The following is a 17,606-nucleotide window of genomic DNA, read 5'->3' as shown; positions in this document are numbered from 1 at the left end:
GTTTTCGTTTTCGTCTCGTTCTCGTCTCGGTCTGGTACTGGTCTCGCCTCAGCCACGGAAGAACAACAGGGTCATCACCAGGAACAGCGGTATCAGCACCGCACCCGACCAGGCCATGTACCCGAAAAACGATGGCATGCGAATGCCGCGTTCTTCAGCAATCGACTTCACCATCAGGTTGGGCGCATTGCCGATGTAGCTGTTGGCGCCCATGAACACCGCCCCGCACGAGATCGCGGCCAGGGTCGATGCCATGGTCGTCATCAGCACCTTCGGATCGCCGCCGGCGGTATTGAAGAACACCAGGTAGGTCGGTGCATTGTCGAGGAAAGAGGACAGGATCCCACTGGCCCAGAAGTACATGGCGTCGATCGGCCGGCCATCCGGGCCGGTCACGGCGTTGATCACGGCCGAGAACGCCCCTTCGGTGCCGGCGCGCAGCATCGCAATCACGGGCACGATGGTGATGAAGATGCCGGCGAATAGCTTGGCCACCTCGGCCACAGGTCCCCAGGAAAAATCGTTGCCCTCGCGCGCGCTGCGCGGCGTGATCGCGAGCGAGCAGCCGATGACGGCGAGCAGGGCCACGTCGCGAACGATGTTCTGCAATTCGACTTCGGTGCCGAGCAGGTGGAAAGCGATGCCCGGCTTCCACAGGCCGCTCATCAGGACCAGGCCCACAATCGCGCCCAGCAGCAGGAAATTGGCCTTGCCTTCCAGTCGCAGCGCGGAATCGGGCGTCGGATCGAGGTTCGGCGGCAGGACCTCTTCCCGCTTGTGGAAATACCAGCTGTCGAGCGCGAAGAAAATTGCCAGCAGCGCCACGCACAGGAACAGTGTCTCGGGAAAGATATGCTTCAGCGTCCAGAAGAATTCCACGCCCTTCAGGAAGCCGAGGAACAGCGGCGGGTCGCCCAGCGGCGTCAGCGAGCCGCCGGCATTCGAGACCAGGAAGATGAAGAAAACGACGATGTGCGCCGCATGTTTGCGGTTGTCGTTGGCGCGGATCAGGGGCCGGATCATCAGCATCGAGGCGCCAGTGGTGCCCATCACGCTGGCCAGCACCGTGCCCAGCGCCAGTATTGCCGTATTCAATGCCGGCGTGCCATGCAGGTTGCCGCGCAGGCAAATGCCGCCGGCGACAGTGAACAGGGCCGCAATCAGGATGATGAAGGGAATGAATTCCGCGGAGAACGCGTGCATCACATTCGCCGCCGCGGTGCCGGCGCCGAACAGCGCGGCACACGGAAGCAGGAACGCAAGAGCCCAGCCCAGCGTGATCTTGCCGTAATGGGGATGCCATTTGAACGGGAACAACAGCGGCCCGAGCGCGATCGACAACAGCAGCCCCGCGAACGGAACAGCCCAAAGGACCGACAGCGTCCTGCCATCAAGTTCGGCCGCCAGTCCTGACGACGGGGCCACGGTCAGGACCAGAAGCAGCAACACTCCGAAATTTTTCGACCGCAATTTTTTCGCCTGCAATTCCATACTCCGCCGTTTCTATTGATAGTTGGCAATGGCAGGCATTGTAGCGCCGCACGGCATTCTGCCCGGAAGATGGCTTGGACGATGGCTTGGAAGTGGACCTGGAAGTGGCCGACAGGAAATCAGCTTCCGCATTTGCTTATGCATATTTCATCTAAGACCGGTTTGTTACCCCCGTACTTTTGCCTTAAAATACAAGGCTTTGCAACTGGAACTTGGTTGCGGCCGGACCTGGCGCATTCGACGCGCGCGCATCGCGCCGGCTCGGGGCCTGTTGCCCCGGACTTCGTTCCAGCGAATCCGCGCCCCCTTGTGCCATGCGCAGCACATCCGGCACGCAAGCGGCCATCGCCGCCGACAATTTGAAACAAGACTGAATTAGGACCGTTATGACCCATGTTGTGACCGAATCCTGCATCCGCTGCCGTTATACGGACTGCGTGGATGTATGCCCGGTGGACTGCTTCCGCCAGGGCCCCAATTTCCTGTCCATCGATCCCGACGAGTGCATCGATTGCGCAGTGTGTGTGGCGGAATGCCCGGTCAATGCAATTTATGCAGAAGAGGATGTGCCGGCCGACCAGCAGCAGTTCATCAAGATAAATGCAGATCTCTGCCGCACCTGGCCATCCATCACCAAGAGCACGTCGGCGCTGCCAGATGCGGACGAGTGGAAGGACGTGAAGGACAAGCTGCAATTCCTGCAGCGCTGAGCCGGAAAGGCTGCAGCGATCCGATTGCAACCGGTCCGCTGCAACTCGTCGCACCCCGCTGCATCCCGTTGCTGCTGCCCGCTGCAACCAGCTTTCGGCCCTCCCCCGGCCGCATTCCCGGGTTCCCTCACCCGGTCTTGCCCCGGGCCCCGGGGCTCCGGGAATTTGAATCAGACAGGACTTTGAGTCGTATGGACACCACCGCAGAAGTTACCGCAAACAACACCCACGCCCCGGAATCCACCGGCAATGCCGGCCGTGCCCCGATCGAAACCGATGCCGTGATCATCGGCGCCGGCCCGGTCGGCCTGTTCCAGGTATTCGAACTCGGCTTGCTGGAAGTGAAGGCGCATGTGATCGATTCGCTGCCGGTGGTTGGCGGCCAATGCGTCGAGCTGTATCCCGACAAGCCCATCTACGACATTCCTGCGGTGCCGATCTGCACCGGCCAGGAACTGACCGACAACCTGCTCAAGCAGATCGAGCCGTTCGGCCCGACTTTCCATCTTGGTCAGGAAGTCACCGTGGTCGAGCGCCGTGAAGACGGACGCTTCAACCTCGAAACCTCAACCGGCAATCGCTTCATCACCAAGACCATTTTCATTGCGGCCGGCGTCGGTTCATTCCAGCCCCGCACGCTGAAGGTCGACGGCATCGATAAATTCGAAGGCAGCCAGTTGTTCTATCGCGTACGGGAGCCGCAGCGCTTCCACGGCAAGAACCTGGTCATCTGCGGTGGCGGCGACTCCGCGCTCGACTGGGCGCTCAATTTTGCCGGCAGCGCCGAATCGGTCGTACTGCTTCACCGTCGTGAAGAATTCCGGGCTGCGCCTGCTTCAGTCGCAAAGATGAAGGAGCTATGCGACAACTACGAAATGCAACTGGTGGTCGGACAGGTTACCGGCATTGAAGAAAAAGATGGGCAGCTGGCCGAAATCAAGGTCACCGGCGCCGACGGCGTCACCCGCCGCATGCCGCTCGACTACCTGCTGGTGTTCTTCGGCCTGTCGCCCAAGCTGGGGCCGATCGCCGAATGGGGCCTCGACATCGAGCGCAAGCAACTGAAAGTCGACACCGAGAAATTCCAGACCAACGTGCCCGGGATATTTGCAGTCGGCGACATCAACACCTATCCAGGCAAGAAGAAGCTGATCCTGTCCGGCTTCCACGAAGCGGCGCTGGCCGCGTTTGGCGCCGCCCCGATCATCTTCCCGGACAAGAAGATCCACATGCAGTACACCACGACCTCGCCCAAGTTGCACAAGATCCTGGGTGTGGAATCGCCGGTTTTCGACTGACGCGCGAAAATCCTGTCGTGAACCATCAGAAAACGCCCTGCGCCCTCGGCTCCGGGCGTTTTCCTTTTGGCGGCGCCAGGCGGTCGGCGCGGAGGCGCTGCACGGCCTGGCTTGCCTGCCTGGCCTTGCTGTGGTCTGCGCTGCTGCCGAGCCTGTCGCAGGCGGCATCGCTCGCCGGCAGCCAGGAGTCGGCCCTGCTGCAACTGATACACGGCGAGGTATGCTCCACCAGCGCGCCGGCCAGCGGACGCGGCGACCCGGCAGCACCCGCCCCGGCCGGCGACCTGTCCCAATCCCACTCTCATTGCTCGCTATGCCTGACCGGCGGCCCACTGGCAGCGCCGCCGGCAATGCCAGTGCAGTCAAGCGCCGCTCCCGTACGCCGCCTGCCGCGCCTTTATTACCAGTCCCCCTCGCCCCTCTTCAGCTGGCAAACCGCCCGCTCGCGGGCCCCGCCTACGGCCTGATCCCGGCTTCCATGGTCACGGCGCTTGCCGTGAATTATCAAACTTGCGCGTTGCCTTCAGCACGGCCCTGACCTGCGGCCGGACTGGTGCGCGCTGCGTCACCAGGATCAGAAAAAAATGCAAACCTCCGACTGCCTGCGGGCACTGCCGGCGATGGTAGTGCTGGCTGCCGCCAGCGCATGGCCGGCATGGGCCGACACCGTACTTCCCGATGTTGAAATTCACACCACTCACAGCGCTGCCGACCGCGCCGAATCGCCGGCAACGACCGAAAGCATCACCGCTGAACGTGCGCGCGCGACCACCAACGTCGCCAACACCGAAGACATGCTGAAATACCTGCCCGGCGTATTAGTGCGCAAGCGCTATGCCGGCGATACCCAGGCACCGATGGCCACCCGCACCACTGGTATCAATGCCGGGGCGCGCAGCCTGGTCTATGCGGACGGCGCGCTGCTCTCCACCCTGGTCAATAACAACAACGGGAACGGCTCGCCGCAGTGGTTCATGGTCACCCCGGAGGAAGTGGATCGGATCGATGTGATGACCGGCCCTTTCTCGGCTGCCTATCCCGGCAATTCGTATGGCGCGGTAACCGAGATCACGACCCGCATGCCGGAGAAATTCGAAGCGACGATCGGCGGCCAGGTGTCCTCGCAGCGGTATGCGCAGCTTGGCATGGACAGCCGCTTCAACGGCGGCCGGGGAGACCTCGTCCTCGGCAATCGTCACGGCCCGTTTTCCTGGCGCTTCAGCGGCAGTCATCTCGGCAGCAGCAGCCAGCCGCTCAGTATCCTGGTCGTCAACCAGTCAGGCGCAGCCGGCGGCGCGGCGCCTGTGGTTGGCGGCGCCCTGCCGGATCGCAACCGCAGCGGCGGGCCGACCTGGGTGCTCGGGGCCGGCGGCCTGACACATACAGCGCAGGACACGGCGCGCATCCGGCTCGGCTATGACCTGACGCCGACGCTACGCGCGACCTGGAGCACCGGCGTGTGGCAGAACAAAGCCAAGGCAAGGTCGGAATCCGGCCTGCGCGACGCCGCCGGCAATCCATGGTTCGGCGCAGCGGCAGGCAATGTGAACATTGGCGGGCAATCGCAGTCGGCAGGCGCGATCGGCGCATTGTTCAACAGCAGCATGGTCGAACAGGAGCACTGGATGCACAGCCTGAGCCTGGCCACCATCAAGCGCGAGCACTGGAACGGTGAGATCAACCTGAGCCGATTCAGCTATGCCCGCGACCTGACCCGCCAGTCGACCGGACTGTACCCGCTGGCGGCCAGCGGCGGCGCCGGGCGCATCGCCGATGCCAGCGGCACAGGCTGGGACACGATCGACGTGAAGGGATCATGGCAGCCGGACGGCGCGCGCAGCGTACACCGCCTGCGCTTCGGACTGCACCGCACGCAGGTCCGGCTGTCTTCGCCGATGAACGAAACCGGCGACTGGGTGGGCGGGTCGGCAGGAAAACTGTTCAGCGACAGCCGGGGCACGACCACCACGACTGCGATCTGGCTGCAGGACGCCTGGCGGCTGCGGCCAGACCTGACAGTGACGCTGGGTGCACGCCAGGAATTCTGGAAGGCATTCGATGGCTACAACTTCACGACGGTGGGCGGTAACGGCTTCTCGTTCATCCAGCCGGCGCTGGAGCGCAGCGGACTGTCGCCCAAGGCATCGCTCCAGTGGCAAGCCAGCAGCGGCACCTCGATCACAGCATCGCTCGCGCGGGCCCTGCGCTTTCCAACCGTGGGCGAGCTGTACCAGACATTGAGTACCGGCACGATTGCAACGCAGGCCAACCCATTTCTCAGGCCGGAGGACGTGGTGTCATCGGAAATCGCTGCCGAATGGCGCGATTTCCGCAAGCGGCTACGCATTTCCCTGTTCCATGAAAACGTTCGCGACGCCCTGGTTTCGCAGACGTCGACAGTCGCCGGATTCGCCGCACCGGTCTCGTTCGTGCAGAATGTCGATCGCACCCGTCAACGCGGCATTGAACTGGCTCTGGAAAAACAGGATCTCCTGACCGGCATCGACCTTGCAGGCAGCTTGACCTGGGTGGACGCCCGCATCATGGAAAACAGCACTTACGTTCCGGCATCGCCGGGGGCGAGCAGCATTGGCAAGCGCACTCCCCATGTGCCCGAATGGAGGGCGAGCGCTGCGCTCACCTGGCGACCCGATGCCCGCTGGTCGGGCACGCTGGCCGCGCGCTACAGCAGCCGCCTGTTCGCCACTGTCGACAACACTGACACCAATCCTTCCGCCTGGCAGGGCTTCGACCAGTTCGTGGTGGTCGACCTGCGGGTGCGCGCACGCCTGGACCGCCATCTCGAACTGGGGGCCGGCGTCGACAACCTGCTCGGGAAAAACTACTTCCTCTTCCATCCCTTTCCTTCCCGGACATTAAGTGCTGACTTGCGCTATCGATTCTGAGCATGGCGCCCGCATCCAGCTGCAAGGCGCACGATTTGCGGCATAGGATTGATATATTCGCTTGACGAAAGCCCAGAATGGCCGCATTTAGAAAACAGGAACGAAGCTCCGGAAATTGTCACAGACCGATATTGTTGCTAAATTTGCATGCCCATATTCAAGCGATACAGATTCGTGCAGAAATGCAATAATTGTCGATTGATGCATTGCGGCAATCTGCAATAGCCGCGAGAATCAGTGCCGAATCAGGGCCAAATCGGAACCAGATCAGGAGCCCTTCGAGAGGAACAAGATGCTGTATCACATGCATGAATTGAATCGCACGATGATGAGTCCGCTGATCCAGTGGGCAGAAGCGTCGAGCAAGTTGTTTACCAACCCGATTTCACCGTTGGCCCACACGCCCTTCTCGCAACGTATCGCGGCAGGATACGAACTGATGTTCCGGCTGGGGAAGGCTTACGAAAAGCCGGAATTCGGCATCGATTCGACCAGGGTCAACGACGCCGATGTGGCCGTGCTAGAGGAAGTCGCCATTGAAAAGCCGTTTTGCCGCTTGCTGCATTTCAGGAAAGACCTGAGCAGCAAGCAGGCTGCCGCACTGAAGCAGCCCTGCGTGCTGCTGGTTGCCCCGCTGTCGGGCCATCACTCGACACTGCTGCGCGACACCGTGCGCGGACTGCTTCCTGAGCACGACGTCTACATCACGGACTGGACTGATGCCCGCATGGTGCCGGAAAGCGCCGGTGCTTTCCATCTCCATGACTATGTGTACTACATCCAGGATTTCATCCGCGCGCTGGGACCGGAGCTTCATGTGATCTCCGTATGCCAGCCGACGGTCCCGGTGCTGGCGGCAATTTCGCTGATGGCCACGGCCAAGGATCCCAAGCTGCCCAAGACGATGACCATGATGGGCGGCCCGATCGACCCCCGCAAGTCGCCGACACAGGTGAATGACCTGGCCACCGAGAAACCTTTTTCCTGGTTCGAAAACACGCTGATCTACAGCGTGCCGCCGAGTTATCCGGGCTTTGGCCGCAAGGTATATCCGGGCTTCCTGCAGCATGCGGGCTTCGTCGCAATGAATCCCCGGCGCCATGCGCAGAGCCACTGGGATTTTTACATGCACCTGCGCGAGGGCGACAACGAGTCGGCTGAGGAGCATCGCAAGTTCTACGACGAGTACAACGCCGTGCTCGACATGCCTGCGGAATACTATCTCGACACGATCAAGACCGTGTTCCAGGATTTTGCGCTGGCCACCGGCACCTGGGAAGTCGAAGGCAAGCTGGTGCGCCCCCAGGACATCAAGTCGGTTGCCCTGTTCACCATCGAAGGCGAACTGGACGACATCTCCGGTTCCGGCCAGACCGAAGCCGCGCAGGAACTCTGCTCCTCGATACCGAAATCGAAGAAGCAGCATTACATTGCCCCGAAATGCGGTCATTACGGCATCTTCGCCGGCCGGCGCTGGCGCGAGATGGTGGCGCCACGGATTGCGAGCTTCATCCGCGAGAACGCCTGACAGAATCTCGCTGCGCGTCACGGGCAGTGGCCGGAAACGGAAAACCGGTTCCGGCACGCCAGTGGCGATTCCATACGGGATTTGAACAGGCGGGTGATTAACGGGATAATGTCCTGCTATGCCCGCCTCTCCTGTCAAATCCCCATCTCCCGCATCACGGCTCGCCGACCAGATCGAAGACCTGCTGCCGCAAACCCAGTGCACCAAGTGCGGCTATGCCGGATGCCGCCCGTATGCAGAAGCGGTCGCGGCCGGCGAGGCTGGATATAACCAATGCCCTCCCGGCGGCGCCGAAGGCGTCCGGCGACTGGCAAGCCTGCTGGGCAAGCCTGTCATTCCGCTCAATCCTGTCAACGGCATTGAACGTCCGCGCCCGGTAGCGGTGATCGACGAAGACCTTTGCATAGGCTGCACGCTGTGCATCCAGGCCTGCCCGGTCGACGCGATCGTCGGCGCTGCCAAACAGATGCATACGGTGATTCCGGAGCTGTGCACCGGATGCGACCTGTGCGTGCCGCCCTGCCCCGTCGATTGCATTGCCATGGTCGACGTCACGCCTGGCCGCAGCGGCTGGGCCGCCTGGTCGCAAGAACAAGCGGATGCGGCGCGCGAGCGCTACCAGTTCCGCAGCTTCCGGCTACAGCGCGAGGCGCAGGAGAACGATGCCAGGCTGGCAGCGAAAGCCGCCGCCAAGCTCAGGCAACTGGAGCAGGAAGCGGCCGACAGCCCCGAGCAGCAACGCGAGCAGGAGCGCAAGAAAGCCATCGTTGCCGCCGCAATGGAACGCGCCCGGCTGAAAAAACTGGCGCAGGAACAGCAAGCTGCGGACGACCGGGAGCGCCAATGAACGCAGAAAAGCGACGCGAAATATTCACCCGCTTCCGGGCCCAGAACCTGCACCCGACTACCGAGCTCGAATACACCACGCCGTTCGAATTGCTGATCGCAGTAATCCTGTCCGCGCAGGCGACCGACGTCTCGGTGAACAAGGCAATGCGGCGACTGTTCCCGGTGGCGAACACCCCGGCAAAGATCCTCGCGCTGGGTGAGGAAGGCCTGATCCCGTATATCCAGACCATCGGCCTGTACCGGACAAAGGCACGCAACGTGATCAGGACTTGCGGCATCCTGCTCGCCGAACACCGCGGGGAAGTGCCGCGCACGCGCGAACAGCTGCAGGCCCTGCCAGGTGTCGGCCGCAAGACCGCGAACGTGATACTGAACACGGCCTTTGGCGAAGTGGCGATGGCGGTCGACACCCATATTTTCCGGGTTTCCAACCGCACCGGGATCGCGCCCGGCAAGAATGTCGACCAAGTCGAGCACAAGCTGATGAAACTGGTGCCGCCGGAATTCCTGATGGACGCGCATCACTGGCTGATACTGCATGGCCGCTACACCTGCACTGCGCGCAACCCGCAATGCTGGAATTGCATGATCGCGGACCTGTGCGACTACCCTGACAAGACACCGATGCCGGCAAAAGGCGTTTGACGACGTCTGATTACGATTATTGAGCCTGGCCACGTTCGACGACCGACCGTGCAGCCACCAGCCGGGCGCCATGCCGGAGCCCGGCGTAAGATCACCGTTCTCGCGGCCCGCCGCCAAGATCCGGACCATCCAGACCAATCCGACCAATCCGACCAATCCGACCAATCATGTTCAACCCATCCCAGGACGATGTGCGCCGCTTTTTTTGCGAAACCTGGCGCAAAGAGCAGGCGCGTGAAGTGCTGACCCCGCTCGAATCGATCGCCCGCGACTGGCTGGTACAGCATCCCGAATACGAGGACTCGCTGAGAAACGTGGACGACGCACTCGCTGCGGACTATTCCGTCGAGCGCGGACAGAGCAACCCCTTCCTGCATCTGTCCATGCACCTGTCGATCGCGGAACAGATCTCGATCGACCAGCCACCTGGCATACGCGCAGCCTTCGTCCAACTGGCAAACCGGCGTGGCTCCGAGCATGAGGCGCACCACGCAATCATGGAATGCCTGGGGCAGATGCTGTGGAACGCGCAACGTTCAGGGCTACCGCCGGACGGCGCGGCTTATGTGGAGTGCGTGCGGCGCCAGGGTTGACTGGAGAGCAAGAGCGCCAAAGGCCGATCGAGTTGATGAGCCAATGGGGTCAGGTCTTGACTTGTACTGCACAATCGTTCGGTCGAGTATGAGTCAAGACCTGACCCCATGACCTGCCCCCATGACGCGACGTCGCCAGTTTGAAGCTTCGAAAAACATTAAGAGTCAACGGTGCGCCGGGCATCGGTATAAGACACTTCATGGGATTGGCTGATTAGGTAAGCGGCACACAGCCGAGGGATCATCACTCGCGAACGTCGCACTGGATTAGCCCAGACGTCCGAGTCTGGTTGGCTATCGAGGCGAGCGTTGGCCAAGTGGGTTTTGAATTTGGTTTCTTTGGTGACTTTCTTTTCTAAAAGAAAGTTACACACCCGCCGGGGTGTCTCCCGGCTTCACAACCACAACCAACAAACCCAGCCACACCGACCGCAAGCCAACACGCCGCAAATCCACTTACCCACCACAGGTGATGGGGTCAGGTCTTGACTTGTACTCAACCGAACGGTTGTGCAGTAAAAGTCAAGACCTGACCCCATGACGAGTGACGAGGGGAGGGAGCGTTCGTGGCGTGCGCTGGTCTACGCTGTCAAGCACGATCCAGATGCTCAAAAAAAAACCCTTTCACACGGAAAGGGTTTTTTGTCGCGGCCATGCTGCAGGCCACACTCCTCAGCCGCAAATGCGGCCAATGATTACTTCCTCAGCACCAGGCTGCCAGGCAAGCTCGCCAGGTAGGCCGAAATATTGGCGATGTCCTGCTTCGACAGCGGCTTGGCCTGCGAACCCATGATCGCGTTGCCGCGGCCGTTGGCGGCGTTGGCGCCACGCTGGTAACCGAGCATCGCGTGTTCGAGGTAATCGCGATGCTGGCCGGCCAGCTTCGGATAACTCGGATCGATAGGCGAGCTGTAGTCCTTGCCGTGGCAGGATGCGCAGTTGTACTTCTCGGCAGCTGCCTTGCCGGCGGCTACATTACCGGCGGCAAATGCATTCGCCGACAACGCGGATGCGCCGGCCAGCAGCGCAAGAGCAAAAGTTTTCTTCATGACGGACTTCCCTTATTTCTGCGTGGCGTAGTAAGCAGCAAGATCGGCGATGTCCTGGTCGGACAGGCTGGCGGCGATGCCGCGCATGCTCGGGTTCTTGCGCTCACCCTTTTTGTAGGCGTTCAGCGCTGCTTCGAGATACTTCGCGCCCTGCCCGCCCAGCTTGGGCACCTGGTACACCTCGGGGAAAGTCGCCTTGTAGCCTGGAATGCCGTGGCATCCGATGCACATAGAGTTTTTGTTTGCGCCTGCCTGGGCGTTGCCGGCAGCGTCCGCTGCTGCGGATGCCTGGGCTACGATCGCCAGCGCGAGCAGTGCAAGGAGTTTCTTCATGGTAGATGGATTAGTTATTGAAATCTGAAGATTGCGCGTGAGGCGCCAGCGTCGCCGGCGCAGGTCTCCCTGTCGTTGCGCGCAAAATCGGCCCATTCTAACCCAACAAGCTTGTAATCGTCCATGCAACGAAAGCCCGGTCGCGCCACCACCGGGGTGAGTGGCGCGCCGCTGCCTGCCATCGCCGCCAGCACGCGCCAGTGGCGCTGGCCACCAGGGCACATCAGTCGGTTCCCGTGCGATCCTTGCCAAGCCGGTCCGGATTCCGGATATCGCCAGGATTTTCAGCCTGATCGGACAGCGTCCTGGCGGCTTCCCTGCGCCGCACCCTGGGCACCGGCGCAACCGGCTGCCATTTCGGCGGCAGCACGAAAGCCAGCGGCGCTGCACGCAAGCGGCGCCACAAGGAACGCACGATCATCCGGCGCGCCCGTCCATTGACATTCCTTGCGAACATGGCCAGCGCCAGCGAGCAGAAGAAGGCAGTGCCGACATTGATCAGTCCGCTGGCGACGACGCCCGCAACTGCCAACCAGGTGGAAGGATCCTGCCAAGCGCCGAGGCCGGCAGAAATGGCAGCCACCGTGAGCATGCCCGCGGACAGCACGCCGTGGCGCACATCGAGCGGCATCCCGAAGAACTCGCCGACCACGGGCAACATTCCCAGAAGCACGGCCAGCGACAGGCCGCCGGCGATGGCGGGAACATGGCGCGCCGACCAGTCGGCAAAACGCTGTGTGCGCGCCGCCCCGAACAACATGCGCAGGCCCGGGTGGTGCGCCACGGCATCGCGCAGGCGGTGCAACACGAACCAGTTGTCGGCCAACCCAGCCGCCAGGCTCGCCAGCCAGAACATCAGCCCGGTCAGCACTGCAAACAATGGAGTAGGCCCGAATACCGAAAGCGAGTGGACTACTTCGCCAGCAGTCGCATTGGACACCAGCCCGGTTCCGCCCCATGTGCGCACAGCTACTGCCATCACGGCCACTGCCGGCACCGCGACCAACAGATTGCCCGCCGCCGCCGCCACCTGGGCCCGCAACAGCGCAGCACTGTCCTTGAGCAGCCCCCGCAAGCCTTCGACCGTATCGAGCAAGCCCATATGCGCCGCCAGGATCGGCGCCACTACCGGCGACTGCCGTACTGCCAGCACGCCGCCAAGAGCGGCAATGGCCAGCAGGCTTGCGGCAAACAGCGACGAATACGCAAGCAGTTCGAAGAAGCCGGCCATCGCGGTGCTCTCGATCACCAGCACGCCCAGCACCGTCAGCGCCAGCACCGCACCGCCGACACAACCCGCCCTCAACACATCGCTGTACTCGTTGCGGTCGCGCGCCACGTAGTGTTCCTGCTGGCGGTCGTTGCGTTCGACCAGCTTGCGCGCCAGCAGCGAAAAGCTGCGGCCGATCATGCTGCCGGCAGCCGAACGATGATGATCGCGCACGCTTTCGGCCAGGAATATCTGCAATGCATGTCCGGCGACGTCGTCGCTCACCGCCGAGCGCAGGTCCATCAGGCGGGCCATGCGTGTCAGGCGCGCGCGCAACTGTTCTATCTCGACCACCAGGGATACCGACACGCCGTATTCGTCCAGGTGCTCATATACCTTGTCGGTCTGCGCCTGGCACACCGCGAGCAGCATGCGCACGCTGCGCATCGCGCCTTCGTCGGGGGCCGGAAGCGCCAGGTATTTTTCAAGTTCCAGCCGCAGCGCCATGAAGGGCGTGGCCCGCAAGGGCAGGCGCGCGCCCAGCCGCTGCCTCACTTCCGGACCGATGCCGGTGGCAACCACGGCGTTCACCAGGAAATGAAGTGCCTCGTCGATCTGCTGCTGCAGGCTGTGGCCAATGCCGTCGTCGGCAATCAGTTTCCACAGCCGGCGCCGGGTGCCGGCGTCGAGACTGCGTAGCCAGCGTTCGTCTTTCGCATCAGGGAACATCGCCAGCAGCAGCGCAGACAAGTCGCCGGGAACCAGGGTGCCGGGCAGGACCATGCGACCGATGCGCTTCAGCACTTCGTGCAGGATTCCCGCCCTGCGGCGCAAACCGGCGCCGCAGAACAGTTCGGGACCGACCGCCTCGCGCAAGGTTTTCTGGACCGTCGTCTGCACCAGGCGACGGCGCTCCTTGTCCTGTTGCAACCAGTCAAGCAGCAAGCGGGTCCGACGGTGGGCGCAGACCAGGCCCGACGATTGTTCGGACCAGACCGGCGGCTCGGCCCGCAGCCATGCGGCGACATCGACCATCCAGTGCGCCCGCTCGGTCCATGATCCAAACGGAGAAGCGCGGCGCATCAGTTGCCCCACTTGCCTCGTCTCGCGTTGCTCCGGGCCGTTGCGGCCCAGCAGCCTGCGGCACCGTGCCCAGGCCCTCAACAGATAAAATTTCATCGTGCTCCCTTGCAAGCAATTTTTTCCTCGGCAGGCGCCAGCGTCCCTTGGGGCGACTGCCTGCCACATCGTTCTCGCTTATACTGGGCTTTCTTCCGATCTCATTGACAAACAACATCATGCGACAAGATACACGGTTCGAAGGTTCCCAGAGTTACGTTGCCACAGAGGATTTGAAACTGGCTGTAAATGCCGCCCTGACCCTGCAGCGTCCGCTGCTGATCAAGGGTGAGCCGGGCACCGGAAAAACCATGCTGGCAGAAGAAGTGGCGGCCGCGCTCGGCATGCCCCTGCTGCAATGGCATATCAAATCGACCACCAAAGCCCAGCAGGGCCTGTACGAGTATGACGCCGTCTCCCGCCTGCGCGATTCGCAACTCGGCGACGAGCGGGTCAAGGACATTCACAACTATATCGTCCAGGGCGTGCTGTGGAAGGCGTTCGAATCAGAGGAACGGGTGGTGCTGCTGATCGACGAGATCGACAAGGCCGACATCGAGTTCCCCAACGACCTGCTGCGCGAACTCGACCGCATGGAGTTCTACGTCTATGAAACCCGCGAGATGGTGCGCGCCAAACACCGGCCGCTGGTCATCATCACATCGAACAACGAAAAGGAGCTGCCGGATGCCTTCCTGCGCCGCTGCTTCTTCCATTACATCAAGTTCCCGGACAAGGACACGATGCAGCAGATCGTGGACGTGCACTACCCGCGCCTGAAAAAGGATTTGCTGGCGCAGGCGCTGCAGACCTTCTACGAAGTGCGCGATGTCGCCGGGCTGAAGAAAAAGCCGTCCACCTCCGAACTGCTGGACTGGCTGAAGCTGCTGATGGCCGAAGACATTCCGCCGGAAATCCTGCGTGGCAAGGATTCCAAGGCAGCGGTCCCCCCGCTGCATGGCGCCTTGCTCAAGAACGAACAGGACGTCCATCTGTTCGAGCGCCTGGTCTTCATGTCGCGCAACAACCGGTAAACCATAAAAGCGTCACGGACACAGGACCCACAGGCCATGGCATTCATCGAACCCGTCACGCTGCGCGGAACCCATGCCACGCTGGAACCGCTGGCAGCGTCGCATCATGACGAGCTGAACGCGGCAGCGGCGGATGGCCGGCTCTGGACCCTGTGGTACACCTTCGTCCCTGGTGCGGACAAGATGCGGGACTACATCGATGCCGCCCTCGCCATGCGCGAGCAGGCCGGCGCGATGCCATTCGTGATCCGCGACAACGCCAGCGGCGATATCGTCGGCTCGACCCGCTATTTCAATGTCGATGCGGCTAACCGGCGGCTGGAAATCGGCCATACCTGGCATGCCAGGCGGGTGCAACGCACTGCAATCAATACCGAATGCAAGCTGATGCTACTGACACATGCATTCGAATCGCTGGAATGCATTGCGGTCGAATTCCGCACGCACTGGATGAACCAGCAGTCGCGTGCAGCGATCGCCCGGCTGGGCGCAAAGCAGGATGGCGTGTTGCGCAATCACCAGCGCATGGCTGACGGCTCGCTGCGCGATACGGTGGTTTTTTCGATAATCCAATCCGAGTGGCCGACCGTCAGGCGCCACTTGCAACACAAACTGGCCCGACCGGACGGCGGGACCTGACCATGCTGATCGATTTCTTTTTCACGCTGAAAGATGCAAAGGTTCCGGTTTCGATCAAGGAATTCCTGATCCTGCTGGAAGCCATGCAAAAGAACGTGATCGAGCCCTCGCTCGACCAGTTCTACTACCTGGCACGCGCCACCCTGGTGAAGGACGAAGCGCATTTCGACAAGTTCGACCGCGCCTTCGGCCTGTATTTCAAGGGCATCGAGTCGCTGTTCGAGAAGAATGCCGACATACCGCTCGACTGGCTGATGAAGCGGCTGGAGCGCGAGTTGACGCCCGAGCAGAAGGCCGAGCTGGAAAAGCTGGGCTACGACAAGCTGATGGACCGGCTCAAGCAGCTGCTGGAAGAACAGAAGGAGCGGCACGAGGGCGGCAACAAATGGATAGGCACCGGCGGCACCTCGCCATTCGGCAACGGTGGCACCAATCCGGAAGGCATACGCATAGGCGGCCAGGGCGGGAACCGGACGGCAGTGAAAGTGTGGGACGCCCGATCCTATCGCGACTACGACGACCAGCGCGAACTCGGCACCCGCAACATCAAGGTGGCCTTGCGCCGCCTGCGCCGGTTCGCGCGCGAGGGCGCACAGGAAGAACTGGCGCTCGACGACACCATCCGCGCCACAGCGAACAATGCCGGCTACCTCGACATCCGGATGCAGGCTGAGCGCAAGAACAATATCAAGGTGCTGATGCTGCTGGATGTCGGCGGCACCATGGACGACCACATCGCGCGCACTGAAGAACTGTTCTCGGCATCCAAAACCGAGTTCAAGAACATGGAGTTCTTCTACTTCCACAACTGCGTGTATGACTACCTGTGGAAGAACAACCGGCGGCGCCATGCGGAACGTTTCCCGACCTGGGACGTGCTGCGCAAGTACACGCCCGACACCAAGGTCATTTTCGTCGGCGACGCGACGATGAGTCCTTACGAAATCGTGCAAGCCGGCGGATCGGTGGAATACAACAACGAGGAAGCCGGCGCCGAATGGCTGCAGCGCTTCACCTCTGCATTCCCCAAATTTGTCTGGCTGAACCCGGAACCGGAAGGCCTGTGGCAATACCGGCAGTCGATCTCGATCATCAAGCAACTGATGAGCGACCGGATGTTTCCGGTGACGATAGAGGGGCTGGAACGGGCGATGAGGTTGTTGAGCAAGTAGCGCTCAAGGCTTGGCTTCACCCGATCAGCCTGCCGGTTTCTCCTGCTGCGGCGAGGGCCGGGGCAAGTATTTCTCCAGCAGCGAGGAGATCTGTCGTTCGGTCAGCGGCTTGCTGACGAAGCCCTCGCAACCGGCGGCTTTTGCCCAGGCCGAGTGGTAGCTGAAGTAGCGGCCGACCATGAAGATGATCGTGATCGGGTGCCCGCCGGTGGTCTTGATCGCTTCGCACAACTGGTAGGGATCGATCGCCGGGGTTCCCGTGTTGATAAAAACCAGCGAGGTATCGAACTGCTTGCACAGTATGGTTGCCGTTCGAAAATCGTTTGCACGGTCAACTCGCACTCGTCTCGACGCCAGCATGCGGGCAAGGGTCTCGCTGAATGCAGCGTCCTTGTCCACGACCAGCACACCGCCCTCTTTTGCCTGCTTGCGCAGTGCCGCATATTCTGCGCCATGCATGTCAGGCGGCAAGCGACGACGGCGTTCCGGTACCGTCACCTTGTCTGACGCATCCAGCCTTGACAGGGCTTCTGCCCTTTGTTCAACCAGCCGGTCGAGGCCATCGAGCAGGGTTTCGGTGTCCGGCGGCGTCAGCAGGAAGGGGTAATGCAGCGCGACCGGTGCCGATCCGACCAGCAGCGCCGGCCGCAGCGGCGCCGGACGCAATCGATCCAGGGCGACCAGGGCATCAGGCGAATCCGCATTGACCAGGTACAGGTCCGGGCACAACAGGTTGTCCTCGTGCAGGGCATGATAGGCAAAGCCGCCATTCTTGTGATGAATGGCGAAATGTCGGCTCAATTCGGTGCGGTCTTCGACCGAATATCCGATGAGACGCAGCGCAAATGGGTGGGCGTGGCTTTTTGTCATGGGCGGTTTTATAAGCCGGGTTTGGCGAATTTGCCAACACTGTTGGGATACAAGGCGTCAATCGTTAATAAATTCCATCCTGACAGCACGGACCGGCTCGCAATACCGCCCCACCGCCACGAATTTCATTAGAATGCAGACTCGCCGGCGGGCGTCGCCG

General features: G+C 61.8%; 16 protein-coding genes. 11 read left to right on the top strand and 5 right to left on the bottom strand.

Going from position 1 to position 17,606, the window contains the following annotated elements; all coding sequences use genetic code 11:
- Positions 1-48: 48 nt before the first annotated feature.
- Complete coding sequence (locus tag FVE66_RS03790) at positions 49-1,449, bottom strand: sodium:proton antiporter (protein ID WP_421828973.1); 1,401 nt, start codon at positions 1,447-1,449, stop codon at positions 49-51.
- A gap of 428 nt (positions 1,450-1,877) precedes the next feature.
- Between FVE66_RS03790 and fdxA the strand changes: the two genes are divergently transcribed.
- The 8 genes from fdxA (at position 1,878) to FVE66_RS03750 (ending at position 10,020) form a co-directional block, all read left to right on the top strand.
- Positions 1,878-2,201: a ferredoxin FdxA gene (gene fdxA / locus FVE66_RS03785; protein WP_151446030.1), complete on the top strand. Its 324-nt coding sequence runs from the start codon at positions 1,878-1,880 to the stop codon at positions 2,199-2,201.
- 191 nt (positions 2,202-2,392) lie between these two features.
- Positions 2,393-3,499: an NAD(P)/FAD-dependent oxidoreductase gene (locus FVE66_RS03780; protein ID WP_151446029.1), complete on the top strand. Its 1,107-nt coding sequence runs from the start codon at positions 2,393-2,395 to the stop codon at positions 3,497-3,499.
- Positions 3,500-3,516: 17 nt separating this feature from the next.
- On the top strand, positions 3,517-3,966 hold the full coding sequence (locus tag FVE66_RS20115; RefSeq protein ID WP_161993179.1) for a DUF2946 family protein: 450 nt from the start codon (positions 3,517-3,519) through the stop codon (positions 3,964-3,966).
- Positions 3,967-4,083: 117 nt separating this feature from the next.
- A complete protein-coding gene (locus FVE66_RS03770) occupies positions 4,084-6,405 on the top strand; it encodes a TonB-dependent receptor (RefSeq protein ID WP_151446027.1) in 2,322 nt (773 codons plus the stop codon).
- A gap of 292 nt (positions 6,406-6,697) precedes the next feature.
- Positions 6,698-7,933 (top strand): polyhydroxyalkanoate depolymerase, encoded by a 1,236-nt coding sequence (locus FVE66_RS03765; protein WP_151446026.1) that lies wholly within the window; start codon positions 6,698-6,700, stop codon positions 7,931-7,933.
- Positions 7,934-8,051: 118 nt separating this feature from the next.
- The gene (gene rsxB / locus FVE66_RS03760) at positions 8,052-8,780 is read left to right on the top strand and encodes an electron transport complex subunit RsxB (protein WP_151446025.1); all 729 of its coding nucleotides are present in this window, start codon (positions 8,052-8,054) and stop codon (positions 8,778-8,780) included.
- A complete protein-coding gene (gene nth / locus FVE66_RS03755) occupies positions 8,777-9,427 on the top strand; it encodes an endonuclease III (protein ID WP_151446024.1) in 651 nt (216 codons plus the stop codon). Before rsxB ends, nth begins: the two co-directional genes overlap by 4 nt.
- A gap of 167 nt (positions 9,428-9,594) precedes the next feature.
- Positions 9,595-10,020 (top strand): DUF1841 family protein, encoded by a 426-nt coding sequence (locus tag FVE66_RS03750; protein ID WP_151446023.1) that lies wholly within the window; start codon positions 9,595-9,597, stop codon positions 10,018-10,020.
- Positions 10,021-10,715: 695 nt separating this feature from the next.
- Here the strand turns inward: FVE66_RS03750 and FVE66_RS03745 are convergent.
- The 3 genes from FVE66_RS03745 to FVE66_RS03735 form a co-directional block, all read right to left on the bottom strand.
- Positions 10,716-11,069: a c-type cytochrome gene (locus FVE66_RS03745; RefSeq protein WP_151446022.1), complete on the bottom strand. Its 354-nt coding sequence runs from the start codon at positions 11,067-11,069 to the stop codon at positions 10,716-10,718.
- A 12-nt stretch (positions 11,070-11,081) separates the two neighbouring features.
- On the bottom strand, positions 11,082-11,402 hold the full coding sequence (locus tag FVE66_RS03740; RefSeq protein WP_151446021.1) for a c-type cytochrome: 321 nt from the start codon (positions 11,400-11,402) through the stop codon (positions 11,082-11,084).
- Positions 11,403-11,625: 223 nt separating this feature from the next.
- Positions 11,626-13,791: a site-specific recombinase gene (locus FVE66_RS03735; protein ID WP_161993178.1), complete on the bottom strand. Its 2,166-nt coding sequence runs from the start codon at positions 13,789-13,791 to the stop codon at positions 11,626-11,628.
- 119 nt (positions 13,792-13,910) lie between these two features.
- On the opposite strand from FVE66_RS03735, the gene FVE66_RS03730 reads away from it, so the two are divergent.
- The 3 genes from FVE66_RS03730 to FVE66_RS03720 are packed head-to-tail and all read left to right on the top strand — an operon-like array spanning position 13,911 to position 16,576.
- Complete coding sequence (locus FVE66_RS03730) at positions 13,911-14,765, top strand: AAA family ATPase (RefSeq protein WP_151446019.1); 855 nt, start codon at positions 13,911-13,913, stop codon at positions 14,763-14,765.
- 36 nt (positions 14,766-14,801) lie between these two features.
- Positions 14,802-15,404: a GNAT family N-acetyltransferase gene (locus tag FVE66_RS03725; protein ID WP_151446018.1), complete on the top strand. Its 603-nt coding sequence runs from the start codon at positions 14,802-14,804 to the stop codon at positions 15,402-15,404.
- Positions 15,405-15,406: 2 nt separating this feature from the next.
- Positions 15,407-16,576 (top strand): vWA domain-containing protein, encoded by a 1,170-nt coding sequence (locus FVE66_RS03720; protein ID WP_151446017.1) that lies wholly within the window; start codon positions 15,407-15,409, stop codon positions 16,574-16,576.
- A 24-nt stretch (positions 16,577-16,600) separates the two neighbouring features.
- Here FVE66_RS03720 and FVE66_RS03715 read toward each other — a convergent pair whose 3' ends face one another.
- Entirely contained in the window at positions 16,601-17,446 is an 846-nt protein-coding gene (locus tag FVE66_RS03715) for a response regulator (RefSeq protein WP_151446016.1), read from the bottom strand.
- Positions 17,447-17,606 lie beyond the last annotated feature (160 nt).

Source organism: Lacisediminimonas profundi, assembly GCF_008831265.1.
Classification (GTDB): domain Bacteria; phylum Pseudomonadota; class Gammaproteobacteria; order Burkholderiales; family Burkholderiaceae_D; genus Lacisediminimonas; species Lacisediminimonas profundi.
The sequence above is the reverse complement of the archived record's forward strand: the minus strand, read 5'-3'. Positions and strand labels throughout refer to the sequence as shown.